24 protein-coding genes and 3 pseudogenes are annotated in these 23,684 nt (G+C 38.7%); 7 read left to right on the top strand and 20 right to left on the bottom strand.

What is annotated here, in order from left to right; genetic code table 11:
• Positions 1–262: 262 nt before the first annotated feature.
• Positions 263–400: a hypothetical protein gene (locus ACTNDS_RS11740; protein WP_441035896.1), complete on the top strand. Its 138-nt coding sequence runs from the start codon at positions 263–265 to the stop codon at positions 398–400.
• Positions 401–532: 132 nt separating this feature from the next.
• Here the strand turns inward: ACTNDS_RS11740 and ACTNDS_RS11745 are convergent, their stop codons facing one another.
• The 8 genes from ACTNDS_RS11745 to ACTNDS_RS11780 are packed head-to-tail and all read right to left on the bottom strand — an operon-like array spanning position 533 to position 10,208.
• On the bottom strand, positions 533–2,542 hold the full coding sequence (locus ACTNDS_RS11745) for a right-handed parallel beta-helix repeat-containing protein (RefSeq protein WP_441035898.1): 2,010 nt from the start codon (positions 2,540–2,542) through the stop codon (positions 533–535).
• A 19-nt stretch (positions 2,543–2,561) separates the two neighbouring features.
• A complete protein-coding gene (locus ACTNDS_RS11750) occupies positions 2,562–3,365 on the bottom strand; it encodes a BtpA/SgcQ family protein (protein WP_441035900.1) in 804 nt (267 codons plus the stop codon).
• Positions 3,362–4,972 carry a response regulator transcription factor gene (locus ACTNDS_RS11755; RefSeq protein ID WP_441035902.1) on the bottom strand — a complete coding sequence of 537 codons (1,611 nt, stop codon included), beginning with the start codon at positions 4,970–4,972 and terminating at the stop codon, positions 3,362–3,364. The genes ACTNDS_RS11750 and ACTNDS_RS11755 overlap by 4 nt, the downstream gene beginning before the upstream one ends.
• 10 nt (positions 4,973–4,982) lie before the next feature.
• Complete coding sequence (locus ACTNDS_RS11760) at positions 4,983–6,737, bottom strand: sensor histidine kinase (RefSeq protein ID WP_441035903.1); 1,755 nt, start codon at positions 6,735–6,737, stop codon at positions 4,983–4,985.
• Between the two features lie 13 nt (positions 6,738–6,750).
• Positions 6,751–7,599 (bottom strand): carbohydrate ABC transporter permease, encoded by an 849-nt coding sequence (locus ACTNDS_RS11765; RefSeq protein ID WP_441035905.1) that lies wholly within the window; start codon positions 7,597–7,599, stop codon positions 6,751–6,753.
• Position 7,600: 1 nt separating this feature from the next.
• Positions 7,601–8,461, bottom strand: a complete 861-nt coding sequence (locus ACTNDS_RS11770) for a carbohydrate ABC transporter permease (RefSeq protein ID WP_441035907.1) — start codon at positions 8,459–8,461, stop codon at positions 7,601–7,603.
• 41 nt (positions 8,462–8,502) lie between these two features.
• On the bottom strand, positions 8,503–9,360 hold the full coding sequence (locus ACTNDS_RS11775) for a TIM barrel protein (RefSeq protein ID WP_156354728.1): 858 nt from the start codon (positions 9,358–9,360) through the stop codon (positions 8,503–8,505).
• Positions 9,361–9,362: 2 nt separating this feature from the next.
• A complete protein-coding gene (locus ACTNDS_RS11780) occupies positions 9,363–10,208 on the bottom strand; it encodes a sugar phosphate isomerase/epimerase family protein (protein WP_441035910.1) in 846 nt (281 codons plus the stop codon).
• Positions 10,209–10,446: 238 nt separating this feature from the next.
• Between ACTNDS_RS11780 and ACTNDS_RS11785 the strand changes: the two genes are divergently transcribed.
• The 3 genes from ACTNDS_RS11785 (at position 10,447) to ACTNDS_RS11795 (ending at position 14,234) form a co-directional block, all read left to right on the top strand.
• Positions 10,447–11,958: an FGGY-family carbohydrate kinase gene (locus ACTNDS_RS11785; RefSeq protein WP_441035912.1), complete on the top strand. Its 1,512-nt coding sequence runs from the start codon at positions 10,447–10,449 to the stop codon at positions 11,956–11,958.
• A 16-nt stretch (positions 11,959–11,974) separates the two neighbouring features.
• Positions 11,975–13,282: an extracellular solute-binding protein gene (locus ACTNDS_RS11790; RefSeq protein WP_441035914.1), complete on the top strand. Its 1,308-nt coding sequence runs from the start codon at positions 11,975–11,977 to the stop codon at positions 13,280–13,282.
• Between the two features lie 88 nt (positions 13,283–13,370).
• Positions 13,371–14,234, top strand: coding sequence for a YitT family protein (locus tag ACTNDS_RS11795; protein ID WP_441035916.1), 864 nt, complete (start codon positions 13,371–13,373; stop codon positions 14,232–14,234).
• Between the two features lie 219 nt (positions 14,235–14,453).
• On the opposite strand, the pseudogene ACTNDS_RS11800 reads toward ACTNDS_RS11795, so the two are convergent.
• A pseudogene (locus ACTNDS_RS11800) lies at positions 14,454–14,672 on the bottom strand (CD1107 family mobile element protein); the annotation flags it as partial.
• Positions 14,673–14,734: 62 nt separating this feature from the next.
• Here ACTNDS_RS11800 and ACTNDS_RS11805 point away from each other — a divergent pair.
• Positions 14,735–15,156 (top strand): annotated as a pseudogene (locus ACTNDS_RS11805) (IS91 family transposase); the annotation flags it as partial.
• On the opposite strand, the gene ACTNDS_RS11810 reads toward ACTNDS_RS11805, so the two are convergent.
• From ACTNDS_RS11810 to ACTNDS_RS11820, 3 genes are all read right to left on the bottom strand, one after another.
• Entirely contained in the window at positions 15,121–15,783 is a 663-nt protein-coding gene (locus ACTNDS_RS11810; protein WP_441035917.1) for an AAA family ATPase, read from the bottom strand. The pseudogene ACTNDS_RS11805 and the gene ACTNDS_RS11810 sit on opposite strands and share 36 nt — an antisense overlap.
• Positions 15,695–15,880, bottom strand: a complete 186-nt coding sequence (locus ACTNDS_RS11815) for a hypothetical protein (protein WP_441035919.1) — start codon at positions 15,878–15,880, stop codon at positions 15,695–15,697. Before ACTNDS_RS11815 ends, ACTNDS_RS11810 begins: the two co-directional genes overlap by 89 nt.
• 375 nt (positions 15,881–16,255) lie before the next feature.
• A complete protein-coding gene (locus ACTNDS_RS11820) occupies positions 16,256–16,897 on the bottom strand; it encodes a YitT family protein (RefSeq protein ID WP_441035921.1) in 642 nt (213 codons plus the stop codon).
• 82 nt (positions 16,898–16,979) lie between these two features.
• Between ACTNDS_RS11820 and ACTNDS_RS11825 the strand changes: the two genes are divergently transcribed.
• Positions 16,980–17,798 carry a MerR family transcriptional regulator gene (locus ACTNDS_RS11825; protein WP_441035923.1) on the top strand — a complete coding sequence of 273 codons (819 nt, stop codon included), beginning with the start codon at positions 16,980–16,982 and terminating at the stop codon, positions 17,796–17,798.
• Between the two features lie 168 nt (positions 17,799–17,966).
• On the opposite strand, the pseudogene ACTNDS_RS11830 reads toward ACTNDS_RS11825, so the two are convergent.
• The 6 genes and pseudogenes from ACTNDS_RS11830 to ACTNDS_RS11855 form a co-directional block, all read right to left on the bottom strand.
• A pseudogene (locus tag ACTNDS_RS11830) lies at positions 17,967–18,578 on the bottom strand (group II intron maturase-specific domain-containing protein); the annotation flags it as partial.
• Positions 18,579–18,776: 198 nt separating this feature from the next.
• A complete protein-coding gene (locus tag ACTNDS_RS11835) occupies positions 18,777–19,139 on the bottom strand; it encodes a YccF domain-containing protein (protein ID WP_441035924.1) in 363 nt (120 codons plus the stop codon).
• 69 nt (positions 19,140–19,208) lie between these two features.
• Positions 19,209–19,565 (bottom strand): VOC family protein, encoded by a 357-nt coding sequence (locus ACTNDS_RS11840; RefSeq protein ID WP_441035926.1) that lies wholly within the window; start codon positions 19,563–19,565, stop codon positions 19,209–19,211.
• Positions 19,562–20,248, bottom strand: coding sequence for an MBL fold metallo-hydrolase (locus tag ACTNDS_RS11845; protein ID WP_441035927.1), 687 nt, complete (start codon positions 20,246–20,248; stop codon positions 19,562–19,564). The genes ACTNDS_RS11840 and ACTNDS_RS11845 overlap by 4 nt, the downstream gene beginning before the upstream one ends.
• Before the next feature lie 184 nt (positions 20,249–20,432).
• Positions 20,433–21,140 (bottom strand): SDR family oxidoreductase, encoded by a 708-nt coding sequence (locus ACTNDS_RS11850; protein WP_441035929.1) that lies wholly within the window; start codon positions 21,138–21,140, stop codon positions 20,433–20,435.
• Positions 21,141–21,167: 27 nt separating this feature from the next.
• Positions 21,168–21,593, bottom strand: coding sequence for a GNAT family N-acetyltransferase (locus ACTNDS_RS11855; RefSeq protein ID WP_441035931.1), 426 nt, complete (start codon positions 21,591–21,593; stop codon positions 21,168–21,170).
• A gap of 298 nt (positions 21,594–21,891) precedes the next feature.
• Between ACTNDS_RS11855 and ACTNDS_RS11860 the strand changes: the two genes are divergently transcribed.
• Positions 21,892–22,407: a helix-turn-helix domain-containing protein gene (locus ACTNDS_RS11860; RefSeq protein ID WP_062807550.1), complete on the top strand. Its 516-nt coding sequence runs from the start codon at positions 21,892–21,894 to the stop codon at positions 22,405–22,407.
• A gap of 22 nt (positions 22,408–22,429) precedes the next feature.
• On the opposite strand, the gene ACTNDS_RS11865 is transcribed toward ACTNDS_RS11860, so the two are convergent.
• Positions 22,430–22,645: a hypothetical protein gene (locus ACTNDS_RS11865; RefSeq protein ID WP_441035933.1), complete on the bottom strand. Its 216-nt coding sequence runs from the start codon at positions 22,643–22,645 to the stop codon at positions 22,430–22,432.
• Between the two features lie 39 nt (positions 22,646–22,684).
• Positions 22,685–23,155: an LURP-one-related/scramblase family protein gene (locus ACTNDS_RS11870; RefSeq protein ID WP_441035934.1), complete on the bottom strand. Its 471-nt coding sequence runs from the start codon at positions 23,153–23,155 to the stop codon at positions 22,685–22,687.
• Between the last annotated feature and the right edge of the window lie 529 nt (positions 23,156–23,684).

The raw sequence follows: 23,684 nt of genomic DNA on the forward strand, positions 1-23,684 counted from the left end.
AAATACTCCTTTTCGATAAGAATTGTCATATCTGAATTCTTACCAAAAAGGAGTTATTTTTTACCAAAAACACAAACTATTTTACACTACCTAATAAAAAGGAGCATGTGAAAAAAATTACTGGACACAGGTGTTGGATTATTTGGCATAGGAACCCTTTGTAGGAGAAAATGTCTGCATTTTCCAGACTCAAAATGCCAAAGAGCTTGTATCCTGGCGCAGTGCTCAGGATGCGACACTTGGAGAATACCTGCCGGGACTGATGGAAAATAATCCATCCGGAAACCCGGCCCAGGCTGTGACTTTGCGTGATCTGTATTATGCAAGGTATGACAGCGGGGAATTGCCGCATCTGCCGAAGATATGGATGGAAGGGGAAGGTGTGGAGGTGTGGTGGTGAAAAACTTCCCGGATTTTGAGGTACGGAATGTAATCAAAATCCGGGAAGTAGATAAATCATTAAGATATAGTTGGTCTAATATACTGTCAGGAAGGAACGATAGCGTACGACAGTATTTTTAACAGAGTGTGTTTAAAAGAGTTCGTAATGCTCCCGAAGTTCTTCAAATGGACCATAAGCAGGATGGCTGCTCCTTGTTTTTCCAAAATAATCTTTATCAAAGGTGATAGGGGAACCATCTGGATTTTCAAATTTCTGTTCCGGTTCAAATGCTTCCCCCAGAGTATCTGTGTGAATCATTGCAGTTTGGGAATCCTTTATAAAATCACACAGATTACTGGAAAGAATATATTTGCCATTCTTTTCCTGCAGATCGATCCAAACCTGATCAGAAGTATTGACAATAGCATCAGTTTCTCTGGAACAAGGTCTGGCTCCATTAAAATAGATATTTCCTCCATAGGATACCGGCAGATGGTCGTAGTACCGATCATTCCCCCAATAATCAATACAGGTTTTTGCTGTAAATTTGGAAAAATATTCGTCAGTCAGAGGATATGCCTCATAGGGCAGAGTACCACTGATAAAGTGCATTTTGTCCGTTTGAAAATCTTTCAGATATTCTTTTGCATATGTCTCATAGAAAGGATTGACTTTCTGCTGGATGAAAATATTGTTATAAAATCGCATATCACCATGCAGAATTGTCATAAAACCGGCAATATCTGTACTGTGTGGGACATGGTATGGGGTATAACGCTCGGAGGGAAATTTCTTTCCGCCATTATCTACACCATTTCCAACATAGGTGAAAGATCCTCCAATTAAATTGTGGACAAAAGCTACTCCCTGTGTGCTGATTCGTGCTGAACAAAGAGATAACAGAATGTTGTTATCAATGAGGGATGGCCCATGTGCCACTTCCAGGAACAGATCCTCTCCAAGAGAAAGCTCATTGGTCATTTCAGTTCCCACTGGAGGGGTATTGTGGTGGAAAAGATTCTGGGTTACACGGGTTCCCTGAATCTGCCAGTCAAGCCATATTCCCCTGGTGCAGTGGTGAATATGGTTTCTGCGGATAATCACATCAATCGCGGCATGCATTTTGATTCCGCCAATTTCATCACCGGATAAATCCTGCTTAGTATTGATATGGTGAATGTGATTATCTTCAATAATGGAAAATACACCGCCCAGATGTCCTACGATTCCGGTCTGACCACAGTCATGGATATGGCATCTTCTGATAATATGAGAACCGATATTTTCTTTTGTCCAGCCTTCATTACGCGCCTGACAGATAGAATCACGTTCATTTTGGGTTCCGTCTTTCGTATATCTGGTAGTCCATTTGTTTTCATTGTTGGGCTGTAAATATTTTCCAAGGGAGATTCCGCTACATTTAGAATTGGAGATATCGCAATCTTCTATGATCCATCCTTTGGCCCAGTGGGGACCAATCATTCCATCTTGCAATGCAGTAGGAGGAGCCCATTTGGTTGCGGCCTTGCATACTGTAAATCCGCTAAGCGTAATATAGTTTTTTCCGGTTTCTTCTGGATAGAAACAGTGCTGTCGTACATTTAGTTCTACGTTTTCCGTGTTGGGATCAGCATCGTGGAAATTTGCGTAGATTACAGTAGATTCATTGGTCTGGCAGGTATACCAGGTGTAAAGGCTAAAACTGGGATCCCATGCTTTAGGGTTTGCCACAGGATGAAGTACTTCATTAAGTGATAACACTTCATACATGGAAGTTCCATTTAGATATACTTCTCCGGTATGTATATTTTTCTGTGGCCAGATCCAGTCTCCGGCAACTATAGTAGTGTACGGATTGTACGAACCAAATCTGGTATTTGGAATTTCCAGTTTCCATACATTTTTTTCGTAGAGGATCCAGGAATCAAAGCGTTCAGCACCTGTGATAACGGCTTTAAGCGGTTTCAGAGAGCGATATACAATAGGCGCTTCGGAGGTTCCGCCAAAGAGCGGATCGACAGATTCTCTATAGATACCTGGAAGTACAAGAACTTCATCCCCTGGTTTTGCAATCAGGGCAGCTTCCTGAATTTTCTGAAATGGGGAATCAACAGATCCATCACCGCTTATGGGGGAACTTGCAGAAACATAATACTTCATACTTCGGGTTCTCCTTTGTTTATCTGAATGCGTTGACTTTATCCATAAAAGCTTTTACACGGTCTTTATCAATTTGATTCCAGAAAACACCGTCTTTCTTAAATGAGGTTCCTACAAAAGCACCGTCTGCAATATCAAGATACTCTTTCACATTGTTGATATTTACGCCTGTAGAAGCGAACATTACAGAGTCCGGATATGTTTCGCGACATTTTTTCAGGACATTAACATCAGGTTTCTGACCGGCAACATATCCGGCAATAGCCAGGCCATCTGGCTGATTAAGAAAGTAGATGGATTTTAAAACATCAAGAGGATCTCTTCCTGCAAGATCGGCACCGGATTCCGGAACAAGATAATAAACTAATTTGAAATCATCCATTCGCAAATTGTGCATCATACGGTTAATATTGCCAACTCTGGTAGAAGCAACACCTTCAGGGGTTGCCCATGCTCCGTGGAAAACGCCTCTTGTAAAGACTGCGCCGGAAGCTTTGGCTAAAGCTACACTTGCGTAATTGTCAGAAATGTAGTCCAGTCCAAAAGGTACTTTAACATATGGCTTTAAAGCGCCAAGAACATATGCCATGGCTGCAAAAGTCGCAGGGTCCATTTCTCCAAGGTAAGGAAGGCTGAATTCATTGGTAAAAAGAAGTCCATCTACGCCTCCGTCCTGTAATGCTTCTACATCTTCCAGTCCCATGCGGATTACCTTTTCCATACCGCCTTCCTCATCGTATTTTGGATCACCTGGCATGGGCTGTAAATGAACTAATCCAATCACTGCTTTTTTTGTTCCGAAAATTTCTTCTGTCCACTTCATAGTTTTTCTCCTTTTATTTTTGATATATTCTTTCCTGCAAAATTGTTACAGGAGGTGTCCTGGTTATGAAAAATGGTATATTTTTGTCGATATTGCTGAGGAGAGTAGCCAGTATTCTTTTTAAATGCAAGGGAAAAATAATTGGAATCCTTGTATCCTATCATGCTGGCAATCTTTCCACTTTGAATATCGGTTTGTATAAGCAGGTCTTTTGCTTTTTCCAGACGTTTCCGGACGATGTAACTGTTACAGCTTTCTCCGGTACTGGCCTTAAATACGCGAGACAGATATCCGGGGGAGATGAACAACTGTGAGGCAATACTGTTTACAGAAATATCCTCGGTAAGAGATTCTGCTATAATAAGTTTCGCCTTTGTGATAAAATCCGGAACTTTTTCTTCATTTTCCTGATAGAGGTTACTGATATATTTTTTCAGGAGAAGATAGATATCCTCCGGGGCACTGCTTTGGATCATTCCTGCAAAATTTTCCAAGTAACTGTTAGAAGGAATACTGGAAGAAAAGTGCGTTTTTTTACTGTAATAAAATGCAGATGCTAACTGAAAACTGCTGTACTCCATAACTTCACTGGGGAGTTTCTGTTTTTTGGCTTTTTGTTCAAATTGAGTATACAGATTGAGGGCATCTTTCAGTTCTAAGGGCTTTGAAGAAATTTCAGCAGTAAGTTCTGAGAGAAACAGATTCCAGAGTTCTTTCTGTCTGGAACGGGAACTGCTTTTGGAAACTGTTTTTTCCCGATCAGTATTACAGTATAAATACAGTTCTTTTGCATCATGATAGGACTCTGTACAATCGCATAAACTGTAGAATGTTTTTCCTTTGATGATCTGAATATTAATGCCTGTTTCTGAGGCCAGTACACTTTTTATCTGACGCAATTTTCTGGTAAATTCTTCTCCGTTTGAAATATGGTTGAGGAAAAGAACAATATTGTGGTCTTCATCCCAAAGAGCAAGTTCTCCATAGGAAAAATTCAGGAAACTGTTGCATATATCAAGAATTTCGTATTCCTGTAGCGTGGTATCCTCCCGCCTTTGCTGGATGGAAGGAACAAGAAGGATTATGTTTCGAGGCTGATTCTTCTGAAAAGCAGCTGGAAGTGCATCAATAGAATTGATTGTGTTACTTTTCAGAAGTTTTCGGATGCTAACCAGTGCGTGCTTGTATGTATTTGTAGTTTGTTTCAGCAACTCCTGCTCTTTTTTTCTATCATTTTCCAGTTCCAGGATCTGTTTCTGAATAGCATTTACAAGGGAATCTTCGTCTACCGGTTTCAGAAAGAAATCGTTGACGGCTAGCCTGAGACTGTCTCTTACATATTCAAAATTGTCATATCCGGTAAGGACAATGATGCGCAGGTCTGGTACAAAGGAACGGGCTTGTTTAATCAGTTCAAGCCCGGTAATATCAGGCATGTTAATATCGGTGATCATAATTTCCGGGTGTTCCTTATGGATCAGTTCCAGAGCCTGACTGGCGTCTGCGGCCAGAAAAACCTGGTCAATGCCAATGGCCTCCCATGAAATGGAGCGCTGTATCCCAACACGTATCATTTTTTCATCATCTACAATTATTACTTTTTTCATGTCTTTCTTTTCAGTCCTTTATTGGTGGCAAAGTAATGATTGCCAGTAGATTTTTTTCTTCAGAATCAGAAATCTCATAGCGTAGTCCATAAGAACTGCCAAACTCTATCTGAAGTCGTTTGTTTACATTGTTAATTCCATATCCCTCTGAAATATCCTGAGAGAGTAGAAGTGCCTTGATTCGTTCAATGACTTCATTAGAAGGATCTACTCCATCATTGGCAACAATGATTTCAATTTTTTCTTCTGTCTGGCTGCTGAATATTTTTATATGTCCGTGACAGCCTTCTTTGATGCGGATCCCATGATAGATGGCGTTTTCTACAAGAGGCTGTAAAGTAATTTTTGGCAGCTTGTATTTTCTCAGATTATCCGGGATTTCTATATCATATTCGATAATATTGTCATAGCGGAGATTTTGGATGGTGATATAATTTTCTACATGTTCCAGCTCCTTTTGAAGTGGAATGATGTCTTGGCCATTGCTTAATACAATCCGATAGAAATTTGCCATGGCTTTAACCATGGTAGACAACTCTTTATTTCCGGTAGCGAGAGCCTGCCAGTGGATACTTTCCAGGGTGTTGTACAAAAAGTGTGGCTGTATCTGTGACTGCAAGGCTTCAAATTTCAACTTTTCAATAATTGTCTGTTTGTTTTGGATGGTTTCCAAAGCTTCCTGGAGGCGGGACATCATATTATTAAACACTTCACGCAATTTGATCTGATCCGCACCAGCATTTGGGGCTATTGGCAGTCTGTAATTCAAATTATTGCTGTCAATTTGATCCATTACGTTTAACAGGTCATACATGGGAGCATATAAGGCTCCAAAAAGCTGCTGGCCGATATACAGGGCAAGTGCCAGAAGAATTGCAACAATAATGACTGCTGTTATAATGAGGTGTGCATAGGTGCGGTTCACATCATCAATGTTTACCTGGCCTGACATGGACAGGTTCCATTTTTCCAGCGGACTTACAATATACATGATGTTATCGCAAACATAGGTGTTGTTGCCTTTTTCCATATTGTTGAGAAAAGTAGCAGGTTTTCCGATGATATCCGTATCAGCGATGAAATAGCTTCCTTTTTCATCAATCAGATTAAGCTTATAATTTAATTCATCTTTCTGAGCAGAAATATGTGGCATTTCAAAACGAAAGCTGATAGCAAGAGTTCCGTATTTCTGATTTAAGCGCTCGGTGCTGTAAACCGGAAAATATATAGTAAGACTGTTGCTACGGCTGGTGGAAATGGTATTGGAGTAGTAAATTCTTGTGTTGTAATAATCTGTTTCTGCGGCATCTTCATAATGCTCTTTGATTTCTTCCGTTGCTTTGTGGCGAGCTGTGGAGGATTTGCTAAAGAAATCAGACTTGTCAGAATCATCAAATAAAGTGATCAGTTCAATTTTGGAATTTCCATCCATTGCCATCTGGATCAACATTCTTATATTTTCCATATCAGAGATACTTGTTGCAGAAGATGTATAAAAATTCTGGACAGCATTGCTGACAACGATACCAAGTCCCGTATTCAATATGGTGTTTAGTTCTGTTTCTACAGATTCCTTTGCTACATTTACATTTTGCTGGACTAGATCTTTCCTGTCCCGTAGTATGATATCACCAGCTGTGTGAGTAATGGAAATGGTCAGAGTTACAGATACGATCAAGATCAGTGCTGTATAAAGCAGTGCTATTTTTTTATCCAGTTTCAACTGGGTGTATCGTTTTATTATCCAACTGAACCATTTCTTCATATTTTGTCTCTCCTTAGCCTTTTACAGCACCGATTGTCATGCTGTCCATAAGTTTTTCCTGAAATACTGCAAAAAGGATTAACATAGGAATGGTGGTAATAGTAAGTACAGCCATGATCATTGGGGCATTCATACTGTGGGCTCCTTGAAAATCCCATATTGCTAAGGGTAGTGTACGATTCATTTTGTTCTGTGTCAACGTATAGGAAAAAATAAATTCATTCCAGATTCCAACTCCGTTATAGATTGCCAGAGTTGCCATTCCCGGACGAGTTAAAGGGAGAACAATGTGAAAAAAATTACCGGCTCTGCTGCATCCGTCAATTTCACCGGCTTCTTCCAGTTCCTTTGGAAGCTCTTCCATAAATCCTACAAGAATGAAAATAGAAATTGGAAGGGCGAAAGCAATATCTGGACCGATCAATGCCAGGAGGGAATCGTATAATCCTGCACTGGTAGAAAATTTGAAAATAGGAATTAAAGTAATATGTTCTGGAATGGACATACATGCCAGTACCAGAAGAAGGAAAACTTTTCCAATTTTGGAATGTAGTCTTGCAATAGGGTAGGCAGCAAGTGCTGCAACCAGCAGAGTAATTATCAAAGAAACTGCACATACAAGAATACTGTTAAAAAAGTAATGGAGGATTCCATTATTGAATACCTCTTTAAAGTTGTCGAGATTGAAGGACTGGGGCAGGGAAAAGACACCATTTGCCAGAATCTCAAACTGACCTTTAAAGGAGTTTAATACCATGAAAATAAAGGGATAAACGGTAATGATTACCCATATGGCAATAAAAACACATACCAGAATCCAGGAAATCTTACTTTTTAAACTGAGATTTTTGAATCGCTTCATTTTAGTCGGTCTCCTTTCCTCTGAATACTTTCATAACAACAGATGCAAACAAGGTAATGACAATGAGCATTCCTACAGCAACAGTAGAACCATAGGAGAGGTTGAATTGTTTAAAGGATAGTTTATACATATATGTAGCCATCAGTTCTGTTGCATTGCCTGGACCTCCATTGGTCATAACATAGATCAGATCAAAATATTTCAGAGAGCCCACCATGGATAAAATACAAGCATTTCGAATGGAAGGCTTCAATAACGGTAATGCGATTCTGAAAAAATAATCGGGCTTATTTGCACCGTCAATTACAGCTGCTTCATATAATTCGCCGGAAATGCCAGAATAAGAAGCCATGTAATATACCATATAGAAAGGAATATACTGCCAGCATATTACCAGAACAACAGTGGGAAGCGCCCAAGTGGAATTGCCCAGAAGATCTACTCTACCGTGACCTAAAGCCATGGAGATTGTAGTAAAGATACCGTCTGTAGTTGAGAAGGCATATTTGAATAAAAATCCTACAGCAACGGATGACATAAGATTTGGGACAAACCACATGGTTTTAAACAGTTTTCCTTTTTTACCGATGATACTCAGGATGGTTGCTAATAACAGCGCAAAAGGCATCTGGATCGCAAGAGACATAATCATGATTTTTATGTTGTTGATAAATGCTTTCCAGAATTTATCATCTGCCAAAAGAGTTTTCCAGTTGGAAATGCCAATAAATTGTTTTCCGGCAGTAATTCCGTTCCATTTGGTAAAGCTGATGTAAATGGAATCAATGATGGGATAGAAAATGTAAAGAGCCATAAAAAAGGTGGCAGGTATTACGAAAATAAGTGAGACTTTAAAATCCATTTTCGCTTTTCTTCTGGATAATGTTATGTTTTGAGATTTGCTCATAAGTCTGTGTTCACCTCCATATTCTGCAAAGGGAAATTGTTATAAGTGCCAGCTGTGAAAATGCCTTTTTTGACAGATTCCAGATGGGTGTCTATGTTGTTAGCACCAGAAAGCTCAAGAATGATGGGCAACTGTGAAGAGAGCTTTGGGTCAGACTCAATTTTTTGCAGTTCGCTTATTAAATTGGAATAGTCTGCGCTAAGCTCCAATGCTGCAATTCGTTTTCCAAGTGTGTTGATATACCAGTTAGAAGGTTCTGCGTTTTCCCCGATAATATGTGCGGGAAGTATTATGGAAAGATTGTTTTCGGGAAATTTTTCTGTAAGTTTTATGACCGATTTACAGTTGAAAATGATATTTGTAACATCATAATCGTCAGGTCCGGTTAAAAGTGTAATGTTATGCTTCTGTGCCAGCGGCAGAATGCTTTCCATAGAACGGCACAACTGTGAGAATGCCAGGTCAGGATTTTGATGAAGATAAGAATATCCTGTGCGTATGCGGACAAATTGTGCATCCAATATAGCTGCATCTACTATGGCATTTGAGCAATAGCTCACGGAACCACATCGGATTTCTTCGTTTGTATCTGCCAGGTTCAGAGGATAATTTCGCATTTCCGGAGTGTATGAAAAAATTTCGATGTTTTTCTGTTTGAAAATTTGTTTCCATTTTTCCAGTATAGTGATTCGATACTCATTATCCGTCTGGTAAGTAAAGGGTGAATAGAAAGGGCTGCACCCATAAAAATCAATTTTTGACTGTTTACTCTCAATCAACCAGTTTAGCCAGGTGTCAGAGGATATTTTCCAAACACTGCCGGTAGAAAGTATAAGCTCATTTTTTTCTTTCATAATTATTCCTGATCCTCTTTCAGTAATTGTGTTAAATATTCCAGACCTCTTCTCATATGAAATTCCGGATCTTTGTAATAAAGAGAAGAACCAAATTCCAGAGTTATATATTCCTGATAATTGTTTTGCTCCATGGCCTGGAGGTGTTCTTTTATATTGTGGGTACCGTCACCAAGAACCAGATGACCGGTGGGAGTCCCATCAATTAGATGCAGGTGTCGGATCCTATCAGACAAAGCAAGAAAATAATCATTCAGCGTTTCATTTGCCAACACAACCGGGACGGTATCAATACAAAAGCTTAGTTCATCTGCGTTAAAACATTTGGCATATTGCAGTGTTGTAGTAAGATTATACATGAGATTACTCTCTCCCGGCTGAAGAATCTCCAATACCGGAATGATTCCGGTTTCTTTGAAATAGGGAATCAACTGCCGGAGGGATTCTACGGAATACTGAAATCCATCTTCTCTGTTTTTGTCCCATTCGTACCATCCAGGAGTAAGCAGAACACGTTTGCTTCCCAGACGGTAGGCAGTATCAATATTCCGGATATAATATTCGCAGCTTTCCTTTCGGATCTTTTTATCAGAGGATGCGATATTATATGGCCAAGTACATTGTTCCGGGATAAAACTGACAAGTTTCAAATTACGACTTTTTAATTCATTTTTTAATTCAGTTGTATTGGAAGTACTTTTATAATATTCACAGAAAAACTGGAGCTGTGACCACAACTCTATATTTTCAATTCCCAGATGATTCATGGAATTTAAAAAATCCTGTAAAGTACTTCTTGAGTAGATTAGATTCATTCCTGCAATTTGTTTTTGGGTTATTTTTTTCATAGCAGTCACCTCAACTGGCTTTACTATAGTTGGATAAGAGCAAAATGTCAATCATGTATAAAAAGTATGACATTTTTTTATATTTGTAGTGCAATTTTACAAATGATAAGAAGAAAAGAAAGATGCTTTGTGTGCAAAAATATATTTTTATGACGCTTTATTCTATGTATATAGGACATATTATACTGTTATAATTTGTACAACTTAAAAAAACAAACATTTGAAGTGGGTGTTATATATGAAATACTTTTTAGGGTTTGATGTTGGAACAAACAGTTCAAAGGGAACACTGATTGATGAATCCGGGACTGTTTTGTACAGTATTACAGTGGAACATGAATTTGAAAATCCAAGACCTGGATATTTTGAACAGGATGCAGAGACTGTCTGGTGGGGAGATGTATGTAAGCTTAGTCAACAAATCATAGCGAATGCAGTACAGGATCCGAAAAAGATTGCCGGTGTGGGAATCAGTGCCCTTGGATGTGATGTGGTTCCTGTTGACAGAGATTGTATACCACTAAGAAAAGCAATTTTGTATGGTATTGACTCCAGGGGAATGGAAGTGGTCTCTGATCTGGAGAGACATTATGGAAAGGAATATCTGGAAAGAAATATGCATAGGTCTTTCGTGTCTTCAGATTGTGTTCCCAAAATTCTGTGGTTAAAGAAAAATGAGCCTGAAATATGGAAGAAGGCAGCCCATTTTTTAACTGCATCTTCTTTTCTCACAGCAAAACTTACAGATGAGTATGTGATCGATTATTTCCTGATTTCATGTTTTGAACCACTTTATAAAAAAAACGGGGAAATACGATCAGAGGAAGAAACAAGATTTGTATGTAGACCGGATCAGCTTGCCAGACCTGCGAAGACGACAGATATTGTAGGCTATATTACAGATAAGGCTTCTATAGCTACAGGAATTCCGACAGGAGTACCAGTTGTAACAGGAACCGATGACTCCGGCGCAGAAGCAATCAGCTCAGGCGTTGTTTCAACGGGGGATTTCATGATACAATTGGGATCTACGACATTTATGATTTATTGTACAGATAAAATGGTTCATATTCCAATGCTGAGCAGTTCTCCTTATCTTGTTCCCGGAAAGTATTCTGTAGATGGAGGAACAAATACGGCAGGAAATCTCACAAAGTGGATCCGCGATACTATGTATCCAGATTTGGTACAGGCTGAAAAAGCAGGTGGAGAAAATGCCTATAAGGTTTTAGCTGAAAAAGGTGCTGGGATTGCTCCGGGAAGTGATGGGGTACTTGTTCTTCCCTATTTTGCAGGGGAGCGGGTTCCTATTAATGATCCCTATGCAAAAGGGGTAATTTTTGGCTTGTTGATGAACCATACAAGAGATCATATTTATCGTGCTGCATTGGAAGCTGTTGCATATTCCATAGATCAGTTTATTGCTTTATTAAAAGAACATCATCAGCCTCTTGATACATTGATCTGTACTGGCGGTGGTGCGAAAAATGATACATGGCTTCAGATTATTGCTGATGTAACCGGATACCCTGTGCAAGTGCCGAAATACTCCATTGGTGCATCTTATGGGGATGCTTTGATTGCAGCCATTGGGGTGGGAGCAGTTGCGGATTTTTCTCAGTTAAAAAATCTGATCAAGATAGGTAGAGAATTTCTACCGGATTCCGCTGTCTCAGAAATTTATTCAGTGAGAAAAGAACAGTTTTATCAGTTATATCAGAATAATATAAACTTAATGCATTTATTATAATGAAGGAGGATATTTCATGAGAAAAAAGGTTGTTTCTTTAATTACAAGTGCAGTGATGGTGACTTCTGTATTTGCCGGCATGCCTATGAATGTGGCAGCAGCTGATGATGACAAGGTTATTACATTCTGGAGCATTGGAACGAATGAGCCAGATGCAACGATTCTGCAAAGAGCAGTTGATACATTTAATGAGACTACCACAAGTGGCTATACTGCAGAACTGGTTAATTATCCTACAGATAATTACAAGGAGAAACTTACAATTGCGATGTCTTCAGGTGAATGTCCGGATGTGTACACAAACTGGACTGGTGGACCTCTTACAGAGTATATAAATGCAGGGTTTGCGCAGCCGGTTACAGACCTGGTAAAAGAAATGGGGCTTGATTCTAAAGTAATGGCATCCGGTCTGGCACAGGGAAGCGTAAATGATGAAATCTATGCTTTGCCGGTATTGAACATTGCAATTGAGGGCTTTTACTATAACAAAGATTTATTTGAGCAAGTGGGAATTACGGAAAAACCTACAACTATTTCTGAATTGGAAGCAGACTGTGACAAGCTGGTAGAAGCTGGAATTACACCATTTGCACTGGCAAATCAGTCAAAATGGACAGGTTCTATGTTTTTTATGGGACTAGCTACACGCTATGCGGGCCTGAAACCTTTCCAGGATGCTTATGCAGGAACCGGTTCCTTTGAAGATGAATGTTTCAAATATGCAGGAGAAAAAATTATTGACTGGGTAGAAAAAGGCTATTTCCCGGAAGGGGTCAACAGTCTCAGTTTTGATGATGGACAGGATAAACAGTTGATGTATCAGGAAACTGCAGCTATGACGTTACAGGGAACATGGCAGACCTCTACATTTAAAGCAGACAGTGAAGAATTCTATCAGAAGATCGGCTGGTTCCCATTCCCGGCAGTGGACGGCAGTGATGCGGATGCTTCTATTCAGATTGGAACAGTAGGTGACTGTTTTGCTACCTTTAATTGTACCGGCGATAAACTGAAAGCCGCTGTTGAACTTGTAAGCTGCTTCTACACAGATGAAAATGTTCAGTATTCTGTTGATGCAGGATATTTGCCGCCAGTTACAAATGTAGCAGACCTTATTACCGATGAGATCAGCGTAGAGAACTTAAATGCTGCATTGGATGCATCTTCTATTCAGCTGTGGTATGATCAGTATCTTCCACCTGCAGTTTCTGAAGTCCATCAGTCAACCTGCCAGGAATTGTTCGGGGAGTCTATCACTCCTGAAGAAGCAGATAAAGAGCTTCAGCAGGCAATGCAGGATTATCTTGCAGAAAATGCTCAGTAATATAATGGGATTGGCAAAGGCTGTTGCAAAAGGCAACAGCTTTTGTTGTCTGTAAAGTAATTTGACTGATTTTGTAGAAGGGGAAAATATGTATACAAAAACAGAATGGAGCTTGAAAACAGTATTCATAGACTTGCTATGTGATATTATCGGGGGGATTTTTTTTGCTATGGGAATTTATACCTTTGCAAAAATGGCTGACTTTTCCCCGGGAGGCATTTCAGGTCTGGCACTTATTATAAATTATTTATGGCACTTACCGATTGGTGCTACAACATTGATTTTAAATATTCCTTTGGTTATAATTGGATATAGGTTTGTAGGAAAACAGTTTCTCATAAAAACAGCCTGTACCATTTTTATTACGAACTTTATGGTTGATATTATATTTCCGTTTACGCCGGCTTATGCAGGAAGCCCCTTGATGGCTGCGTTATATTCCGGAATCTGTCTGGGAACTGGTATGGCCTTTTTTTATATGAGAGGAAGCAGTTCTGGTGGAATGGATTTTCTGACAATGACCATAAAAGTTACTCATCCACATTTTTCTCTGGGGATGGTTACAATGGGAACGGATTTTCTGGTTATACTTTTGGGATGGCCAGTCTGGGGAAGTGGAGATGCAGTTCTCTATGGTTTGATCTCATCTTTTGCTGCATCAGTAGTATTGGATAAAATATTGTATGGAATTGGAGCTGGGCGTTTGTTGATCATTATCACAGATCAAGGTCAGGCACTTGCAGACCATATCAGCCGGATTACAGGAAGAGGATCTACAATTGTAAAAGCGATTGGAAGCTATACACAGGCGAAAAAGGATGTGTTGCTTTGCGCCTGTTCGAAATCACAGTTTCATTTAATTACATCTGCGGCACATGAAATAGATCCGGGAGCATTTATAATGGTAACAGAGACAAATGAAGTTCTGGGTGAAGGTTTTATTGAGAAATAGTACACACAAACAGGAAAAATTTGATTGGAGGTTTTATTTTGAAAGAAAAAAGGGGGATGTGAAAAAACTCGATTGAGTTTTTTCGCATCTCCCTTTTTGTACCTGTTGTGTATAAATGACTGAAATCATGCGCAAAGAAAGCGCACTTCCCCTACCCCATAGAAATTCTTTTTTTGAATCTATGCGGCAGTTCTGTTTCTCATCTTTTTTTTCTGATATTTATATAGATTCCGGTTCGTTATCTTCGCCTGTATCGGTATCCTTTTCGTAGGTTTCATTGTCGTCGTCTTCAGGCTCTTCATACTCATCTCCGTCATCAAATTCGTGCTTCGGCTTATAAATCTTCATATACCAGGCTCCTGCACCGGCACCTGCAGCAATCAGACCGATCAGCAGATACGATCCCAGATTTGAAGATTTTTCCGGCTTTTCTTCTTCTGTAACCGGCGTCTCTGCCTAATTATCCTCATCATCCACAGTTGCATAAACTGTATCCACATCCGGAAGAGTTACTGTATCTGATTATCTACAGCAATCAGAAATTCTTATACACTGCTCTTTATCATGCGGCTTCAGATACTCTCAGTGAACTTGCTGCTGATTGTAAATATCTTGGGACTGATATCGGCTATATCTGTATTCTCCATACATGGGGAAGTACCATGAAGTTTCATCCTCATATCCATGCGATTGTTCTTGGTGGAGGGCTGGATGTGAAAATCATTGGAAAGACAACGGGAAAGAGTTTTTTCTTCCGATTAAGGTGATCTCCAAAATATTTCGTGGAAAATATATGGCTGCACTTAAGCAGCTCTGGGAAAATGACAGGCTTGAATTTCATGGATCGGCTGCACCTTACAAAAACTACTATACTTTCAAGGAATTGTTAAATACCTGCTATGCAAAAGAATGGATCCCTCATCTTATTCATATGAGCGATAATCACAATCGCACAGCCCGTATCTTTCGCAACCGCTATCAGATGATTAAACTCGGCTCGTGTTTCGTTAGCATTGTTCATCGAGCAACTTTCTCCGATATAGAAACTCATCGGGTCAAGGATTAAAAGTTTTGCGTGGTACATCTCAATCGCTTCACGGATACGGTTGTCCCCAAAAGATAAGGACTTTTCATCTTCCTTGATGAAGATAAGGTTTTCTCCGTTGCCACCAGCAGAATTAAATCGAGGTACTACTGTATCGTCTGCGTCATCTTCCGTTGTCTGATAGATGATAGTCATAGGCTTGTTTTCTCCCGTTTCTGTAAAAGGCAGAGGTTCGCCCTTAGAGAGCAGGGCGGCAATGAAAAGCATTAACTTGCTTTTTCCATCGCCGGGATCGCCCTGCAACAGCGTAACCTTGCCGAACGGAATGTACGGATACCACAGCCATTTCACTTCTTTCGGCTCAATTTCACTTGCTTTGACAATTTCAAGAGGTACGCTGACAGTCATTTCATTTTCAATCATTTTCATTTTTCTTCGGTCTCCTTTTCGATAAATATTTTGGGCAATGCACAACAATACAGCGGAAACTTTGCTTACAGTCATTCCTGCATTTTCTGCAAAGCTCGTTGTAGGTAATGCGGTTTCGGTCATTCAGAAACAATGCCCACTCTTGTTTCCGCTTCTTGCTCATTCTCGGCATAGCAATCAATCCTCCTTTCCTGCCGAAAATATAAAAACCACAGGGAAGATACATTAAGCCTTGTTTGTGTCATTTCTCGGGGCAAAAATCGGGGTAACTATCCCTTTCTAAGCCTTTCAAAAAATCACACAAGGCATTTGTACTAACCTGTGGTTATGTATTGAATTGTGGGTTTTGGGTAACAAAAAACACCGTATTTCTACAGTGCTTTCTGTCAGATATATTTTGTTTTGTGATAGTGCTAAACTGAATTTTCTTATTTTTTAGATTGGTAAAAGCAAGTCCGATAAGGCGTATTATAATGGCCGACTATTTTATTCCAAGTTATTGCTTCGTTATACATTAGCAAATCAACAAATATTAGAATTGCTGCTATTACTTAACGCTATTGACTCTTTCATATTCCTTTATCCAATCAATCAGATAAGACGAGATGGTAACTGTAATCAATGAAAATACAATACGCATTACTGGAATGTAGGTAAGTGATAAAAGTAGAACTACAACATCCGTAAACAAATAGGAACGAGATAACTTCCAGTGCGAAATATGAGAAATTGTTAACGCCAGTGCATCATCTCCACCACTGGAGCCCCCCTGTCGAACAATTAGACCAACACCTACACCAACAAAAATACCGCCTAATACAGAGGCAACCAAAGGATGTACAGATAAATCAGGAAGCATTGGCGGAAACAACTCCCATATTTTATAAAAACCAGAAACAAACATAGTTGAAATAATTGATATTTTTACAAAGCTTCCACCCAAAAATTTAAATGCGAGCAAATAACAAGTTATATCCAAGATAGGTGTAATGTAGGCTGGAGAAATTTTTAGCCAATGTTCAACGAGAAGCATTAACCCAATGACCCCACCTTCTGTTATGTTTGTTCGCTGATGAATGTTGTAAATACCAAAGGTACAAATCATTGCTCCGAGCAATATCAGCAGTATTTTCTTAAAAGTCAATCCATCCATAAATTTTTTGCAAATGGATGTCATACAGTGTTTCAATTTGAGTATCCTCCTTGATATGTTCATATTCCTATGTTATAATTATAAACTGTATAGTAACTATAAGGTCAAGGGGGGTTGTATGAAAAATTTGTTTTCCATTGGTGAAATGTCCAAACTTCAAAATATATCTCGTCAAACTCTGATTTTTTATGATAAAATCGGTCTTTTTTGTCCTGCATATACGGATTCTAACAATGGCTATCGTTATTACAGTTCCAGTCAACTCGACTATTTAGATACGATTTGCATAATGAAAAAAATCGGCTTTTCTCTCGATGAAATTAAAGTACATCTGAAGAATTTTACGGTTGATAATTCCATTATCGCTCTTCGAAAACAACTTACTATCATCAATCGTCAAATTAATGAACTGCAAATGATTAAAACTCGTGTCGAACATCGTTGCTTACAGTTGGAACATTCCGCCTCCATTCGTGATTGCAGTGATGTTATTTCTGTGGAAGAAGTAAACCCTCAATACATTTTACTGCAAGAGGTTGCTAAACCTTATACTTTGGAAATGGTCAGTATCGCCACCAAGGAATGTTTTGTTCGTTCATTCAAAGAGCAACTTCCAATTTTCTTTCAAAGTGGTGCAATTATGCCCTATGAACATATTTTACAGAAAAGATATACGGAAGCTTCTTTTGCTTTTCTCCCTATCGAAAAGTCGGATAATATTGAAGGTGTTCTGGAACTCCCCAAAGGAATGTGTGTGTTTACTTATCACACGGGAGATTATCCTTCCATTGGTAAAACTTATGAACGCATTTTGCAATACTGTCAAAAGAATCAGTTGAATATTATTTCAGACTCATATGAATTTGCAATTAACGACTATCTTTCTACGAGCGATGAAAACGAATATATAACGAAAATTATGTTTTATGTTGAGTAATCATCAAATGTATTTACCACATATTTTATACCCACTTCGACTATACTCGCAACTTAATGACTTCTTGAATACTTGCCGCAATCGAGTAGGAGGAATTTCTCTTAAATGAGAAATTCCGACCTCTCACACCACCGTACGTACGGTTCCGTATACGGCGGTTCAATCAACTTAACAAGTAACATACTTTTCGGTGTAGTAATCTAACATTGAGATTAGTCCAAATGAGGCTAATCTTTTGTTACTTATAGCAACATTTACTGCGCCTTTGTTACATACATAAGCTATTCTTTTACCTGTGTATGCAACTCGTCTAGCTGTGTTTCTGTCTATTCCAAGTTTTTCAAGGTTCTTCTCTCGATTCTGTGGTGTTTTCCATTGTTTCCAAATGCACATGCGAAACCGATAACGGATTCTTGAATCTAATTCCTTGCATAGTGTTTTCATACTGCCTATCTTGAAGTAGTTAATCCAACCTCTTATGAGCTGATTAAGCTTCTCCACTTTATAGCTGTTGCTAACACCCCAACTACGGCATGTGAGTTCTTTCATTCTCTTCTTAAACTTCGCTACTGATTTTGCATGTGGTTTTGCCTTAAACTGATGTGCTCTTGAATCAAAGTAGAACCCAAATCCAAGGTATTTAAGTCCGCTTGGTCTGTCTACTTTACTCTTAGTCATGTTGACCTTGAGCCCTAGCTTTTCTTCGATGAATCGTGAGATATTTCTCATAACTCTATTCGCAGACATTTCACTTCTGACCATGATAATACAGTCATCTGCACTATGCCGATTTCGGCATAGTGCAGATGATTCGATAAATCTCTTCTTGTAACCTTAATCACATATTCCATTTCATCCATATATTATATCGTTTTGCGAATTGTTTTTTCACTATTTTTCATTACTTCATCGTCTTCGCCAGTGAATTAAATAAAAACGCCAGTGGAATACTCCACTGACGCCTTAAATTTTTGTATTCTACCCTATCACACTGGCACCAAATGGCATGAAAGAAAGTCTTGCCATCTTGAAAAACTGCTTTCCAAACGGAATTCCAACTATCGTAATACACCATATACAACCAATTATCAGATTTCCAAGCGCCATTTCCCAACCAAAAAATACAATCCATATGAGATTTACCAAGAATGAAAACATACCATTTCCATACACGATTTCTTTTCCAAACGGCCAGAATGCCAAAGTTGCAAATTTAAAGCATTGCAGGCCTACCGGAATTCCAATAATTGTAATACACCATATGCATCCTGCAAAAACCCATGCCAGTCCACCCAGCAATCCTCCAAATATAAACCAAAGGATATTACCTATAGTTCTCATGATAACACATCCCCCTTAAAGTCCTCTGAACATCTGAGCAACATGATTTCTACGATTTCTCAACCAGCTTTACGGTAGAATCTCAAGCCAGTATCCATCTGGATCTACAATGAAATAGATTCCCATCGCTTCATTTTCAAAGCAAATGCACCCCATCTCTTCGTGCTTCTTGTGCGCTGCCTCATAATCCTCCGCCTTAAATGCCAGGTGGAATTCGCATTCACCCAGATTATACGGCTGTGGATGATCTTTAAGCCAGGTAAGTTCCAACTCAAAATCACTTACATCGTTGCTCATATACACAATAATAAAATCATCGGTAGTCTTTCTTCGCACTTCGTGCAGATCAAGGGCCTCGTTGTAAAATTTAATAGATCGGTCCAGGTCTGATACATTGTAGTTTTCGTGAATCATCTTAAATTTCATAGTTCTTCTCCTTTTGTACATTCTGTGTTTCTAATACGTGATTTATATTGCGGATACTCAGTAATAAACCGCTTAATTACATTGGCATCATTCCAGTAATGCATTGGAAAAATGACATTGCAATCTACATTTTTAAGGAAATACTGGATCCCGTCGGCATAGTGATCTCCCTGTCTCGGATCTAAGGGAACAAATGCAGCGTCAAAATGCATACCCTTAATTTTCCTGATCTCCGCACGATATGCTGAAGTAAGTCTCTGGTTGTCAGCTTTCGTCTCACCATCCCAATACCAGTCATTTAAGTCACCGGCATGATAAATGGTACCTTCCTTTGTTTTGACAATAAATGCGACACCACTATCGTTAGACAGCAATGTATCGACTCTGGTATCATGATCCAGATTATAAGTTTGATCATGATAAACATATGTGATCTTCATATCCGATAAATGATTTCTTTTTCGTATATCATTGGCCAAGACTGCCTGATAAGTCATCCCCATATCATCAAGAAGCCCAAAGATTTGAGGGTTAAAATGGTCCTCATGGAAGTGACTGCAAAAAACAATTACTTCTTTTTCCTTGTCAAGGTGCGGTAATTCACCCTTGTAATAATCAAAAATATAGTAGCAGTCTCTACTCTCAACTAAAAATCCACTATGGTTAATGTAAGTAATTTTCATGATATCTCCTGTATAAATTGCTGGTGCTGAATAGCAAAATCCTATACCGGCTTTATTTCCGTTCATCTGCACATTTTTTAGTAATGATATTCTATCCCAAAACTGAGGCATTGTATATATAAATTTTATGTCAATGGAATTGTTCTTTTATCTTAGCAAGCAAACATTTAGTGGTTACTCCCTGTTAGATGTCAAATCTCCACCCACAATCACCATGATAAATCATTTGTTTTGTCATACCACCGTCAATACAGATATTTTCGCCTGTGATAAAGCCTGCTTTTTCAGAGCAAAGAAACAGTACCATATTGGCAATATCCATGGGATTTCCCACACGATGAACCGGCTGCTGCACTGCATCTGCTCCTGTATATTCGGTAAAGTCAGTATCTATCCATCCCGGAGAGATCGAATTGACTCGTACTCTTCCTGCAAGGCTGACTGCCAACGCATGAGTTAATGCTGAAATTCCGCCTTTTGCTGCGGTGTAACTTTCTGTTTGCGGCTGACTCATGCGGTCACGGGAAGATGAAATATTGACAATGGCAGCTCCTTCAGAAAAATATGGCTGAAATAGTTTGGCCAGATAAAATGGTGCCGTAACACCTACTTTTAATGCATAATTGAATTCTTCATAAGAGCAGTTGTCAATTCCTTTCATCAAAGGTAATGCGTTATTGATAAGATAATCCACATGACCATATTCGGTAATCACATTTTGAGCAAATTTCTCTAATGTATCCTGCTGTGCAAGATCACCGGTAAAGCAAACTCCGGGCTGCTTATCAATGCTGCAGATAAGAGCCCCCTGCTTCTGAAATTCCTCTGCAATAGTCTTTCCAATGCCCTGCGCGCCTCCCGTCACAATCACTACTTTATTTTTAAATTCCATATAAAATTCTCCCTCAAAAACTGCTTTCTATTTCTGCTGCCACAACATTGTGTATTCTTTTTCACCAGTAACCTCATCGAATCCTTCGCATTGGATATCGAACCCTTCTCTTTGGTAAAAAGAGAGAGCTCTGGTATTCTTCTGGTATACGTTTAATCGCAATCTAACTTTTTTATTCTTTATATAATCTAACAAAAGCTTACCCATACCACATGACTGCATTTCATCAGAAACAAAAATACCTTCAATATATTCGTTATTTAGTCCTACAAATCCTTGAATCATTTTATCATCTTCATACACATAGACTTCCGCTTGTAATATCATTTCTTTCACTAATTCATAATTACTTGTCCAATATTGCTCAGGAATAAAATAATGCGCTTTCAAATTGGTCTTTAGCCATATGTCAGCAACTCTATTAATATCTATATTCTGCATCTTTCTGATCATAACAAATATTCTCCATCCACTCCCGATTTCAGGGCATCATTTTTCAAACACGCTCTAATACTGATTTTACCGTACTTTTTAGTCTCAGTCCATCCTTTATACCCAAGCGACAGAAAAAAGCACCTTAAATACCGAGAAAGAAAAACTAAACCTTAAAATGATAATTTTACAAAGCCTATTACTTGTTGTTAGTTCATAATTTATGTATAATAAAATTCATATAAGAAATACACGCTCAGCATGTAGTCTGAAAGATAGATAATCCTCATGTTTAGCGCTATACAGGGAGGAAATTCTCATGGGTAAACAATCCACCCGGGAAAACAAAACAATTTATCAGCTTTGCCGGGAAGCGGCAGGACTTACAAGAGCAGAGGCCAGTGAAAAAATGAATGCTGTCTCTGCTTCAAAAATTGAAAAATTTGAATATGAAACACAAGAACCTACGCCTTATGATATCCTTCAGATGGCAGATGCCTACAAAAGACCAGATCTTTGCAATTATTATTGCTCTCACAAATGTGAAATCGGCTATCGTTATGTTCCAGAAGTAGAAGTGACCGATCTGTCAAATATCATTTTGGAGACAATTGCCAGTCTAAATGAAATCAATCCTCTTACCGGTCGTCTGATTCAGATTGCCCGTGACGGTAAGATCAGCGATGATGAAATAAAAGATTTTGCTTATATCAGTAAAAAACTTGATGAAATTTCTTTAGCCATAGACTCTTTGAATCTTTGGGTAGATAAGACAGCTGGAGAACAGAGGCTTAATCTCAAACTCTTAAATGCTGAGAAAGAAAAATTAAAATAATCCTTTTTCTTCTCCTGTTCCATTATGAATGTGATGTTACCAATGCTATAATACCACCGACAATCAGCAATGGAAAAGCAATGTACAGCAGTCCACCTACAACCATACCAATCAATATCACCGGGAAGAAAATAACTGTACAAAGCAGTTTCATAATTCCCCAAGATGCTCTTAACCCAAAAACAAAAAATTTTCCTACAAACCAAATCATACAAATTGTAAATAATAATAATAACATTTTTTACTCCCCTATCACACGGGCACCAAGATCAACTATTTAATTCCTGGAACATTTTTCTGCATCAATCGCAAGTACAAACATCAGAGCATTCAACGCATTTCCTGGATCCTGCACATCAATAACATATGTATCAGTCATATGAAACAATTCTTTACTAACCCGTGCAATTGAATAACCGCTTCGATCAAGAATGCTATAATCCCATTCCATAATTGTTCCATCAATATGCCATCCATTATAATCAATATTATAATGTGGTGTCAGGAATGAAAATTCTTTGCTTAGGCATCCGATATAACTGCCGTTTTTATAAATTTCAAATTTAGGAAGGAAGGTAAGAACTTTCTGAACAACCATTCCTACTTCATTTCCATAAGCATCATAAATTGCAAGTTTATGTCCCCAGGACAACTGGCCCTTTACTACATAAACAGTGTTGCCTGCTTCATCATAGATATCATAGCTGTCAAACCATGAAAACAGCCTTTGTTTAAATAATAGCTTCATAACTTTTCACCGCTCTCTCCAACAGACATAATAGGTTCTTTATAAGTACCATAATACCATGCCAGAACGCCTAAAAAAACATGTAAATCGAAGAATTAACCCATCTTATTTCGCAGATTATGATAAAACATATCTTTCCAACGCCACCTTTCTGGTTTACTACGAATATAACGCTGCGCTTGAAATGGATCTTTTTTATAGAAAATAATTTCACGAATGTGATTAGAAAACAATAAAAGCGTTCAAAAATGTCAGCTAAACCAACTAACATTTTCGAACGCTTTAAAGTCCGTCCCCGAGAGGATTTGAACCTCCGACCCCTCGCTTAGAAGCAAGGCACTCAGTACCTTGCTCCTTGTTTATCACTGTCTTATGAAGTTCTTGAAAAGCCTTGATTTACGGGGTTTTTTAGCTATCGTGGGAACCTGATTGTCAGTTCTTATATGGTCCCGGATAGGCCCCGTTTTGGCCTGTTTTGTTTGCAAAATGTTGGCATGAGCTAATTTAGTTCTCAGTACCGAATTGCCAA

This window comes from Blautia sp. HCP3S3_C12, from assembly GCF_052064155.1.
Lineage (GTDB): Bacteria > Bacillota > Clostridia > Lachnospirales > Lachnospiraceae > Blautia_A.

Coding starts and splice junctions, on each gene's coding strand:
- ACTNDS_RS11855 (WP_441035931.1), bottom strand. CDS start 21,593: ATGATCAGAAAGATGCAGAATATAGATATTAATAGAGTTGCTGACATA.
- ACTNDS_RS11845 (WP_441035927.1), bottom strand. CDS start 20,248: ATGAAAATTACTTACATTAACCATAGTGGATTTTTAGTTGAGAGTAGA.
- ACTNDS_RS11745 (WP_441035898.1), bottom strand. CDS start 2,542: ATGAAGTATTATGTTTCTGCAAGTTCCCCCATAAGCGGTGATGGATCT.
- ACTNDS_RS11850 (WP_441035929.1), bottom strand. CDS start 21,140: ATGGAATTTAAAAATAAAGTAGTGATTGTGACGGGAGGCGCGCAGGGC.
- ACTNDS_RS11810 (WP_441035917.1), bottom strand. CDS start 15,783: ATGACTGTAAGCAAAGTTTCCGCTGTATTGTTGTGCATTGCCCAAAAT.
- ACTNDS_RS11780 (WP_441035910.1), bottom strand. CDS start 10,208: ATGAAAAAAATAACCCAAAAACAAATTGCAGGAATGAATCTAATCTAC.
- ACTNDS_RS11770 (WP_441035907.1), bottom strand. CDS start 8,461: ATGGATTTTAAAGTCTCACTTATTTTCGTAATACCTGCCACCTTTTTT.
- ACTNDS_RS11825 (WP_441035923.1), top strand. CDS start 16,980: ATGAAAAATTTGTTTTCCATTGGTGAAATGTCCAAACTTCAAAATATA.
- ACTNDS_RS11765 (WP_441035905.1), bottom strand. CDS start 7,599: ATGAAGCGATTCAAAAATCTCAGTTTAAAAAGTAAGATTTCCTGGATT.
- ACTNDS_RS11790 (WP_441035914.1), top strand. CDS start 11,975: ATGAGAAAAAAGGTTGTTTCTTTAATTACAAGTGCAGTGATGGTGACT.
- ACTNDS_RS11870 (WP_441035934.1), bottom strand. CDS start 23,155: ATGAAGCTATTATTTAAACAAAGGCTGTTTTCATGGTTTGACAGCTAT.
- ACTNDS_RS11785 (WP_441035912.1), top strand. CDS start 10,447: ATGAAATACTTTTTAGGGTTTGATGTTGGAACAAACAGTTCAAAGGGA.
- ACTNDS_RS11760 (WP_441035903.1), bottom strand. CDS start 6,737: ATGAAGAAATGGTTCAGTTGGATAATAAAACGATACACCCAGTTGAAA.
- ACTNDS_RS11835 (WP_441035924.1), bottom strand. CDS start 19,139: ATGAGAACTATAGGTAATATCCTTTGGTTTATATTTGGAGGATTGCTG.
- ACTNDS_RS11860 (WP_062807550.1), top strand. CDS start 21,892: ATGGGTAAACAATCCACCCGGGAAAACAAAACAATTTATCAGCTTTGC.
- ACTNDS_RS11750 (WP_441035900.1), bottom strand. CDS start 3,365: ATGAAGTGGACAGAAGAAATTTTCGGAACAAAAAAAGCAGTGATTGGA.
- ACTNDS_RS11865 (WP_441035933.1), bottom strand. CDS start 22,645: ATGTTATTATTATTATTTACAATTTGTATGATTTGGTTTGTAGGAAAA.
- ACTNDS_RS11815 (WP_441035919.1), bottom strand. CDS start 15,880: ATGCCGAGAATGAGCAAGAAGCGGAAACAAGAGTGGGCATTGTTTCTG.
- ACTNDS_RS11840 (WP_441035926.1), bottom strand. CDS start 19,565: ATGAAATTTAAGATGATTCACGAAAACTACAATGTATCAGACCTGGAC.
- ACTNDS_RS11755 (WP_441035902.1), bottom strand. CDS start 4,972: ATGAAAAAAGTAATAATTGTAGATGATGAAAAAATGATACGTGTTGGG.
- ACTNDS_RS11775 (WP_156354728.1), bottom strand. CDS start 9,360: ATGAAAGAAAAAAATGAGCTTATACTTTCTACCGGCAGTGTTTGGAAA.
- ACTNDS_RS11740 (WP_441035896.1), top strand. CDS start 263: ATGGAAAATAATCCATCCGGAAACCCGGCCCAGGCTGTGACTTTGCGT.
- ACTNDS_RS11795 (WP_441035916.1), top strand. CDS start 13,371: ATGTATACAAAAACAGAATGGAGCTTGAAAACAGTATTCATAGACTTG.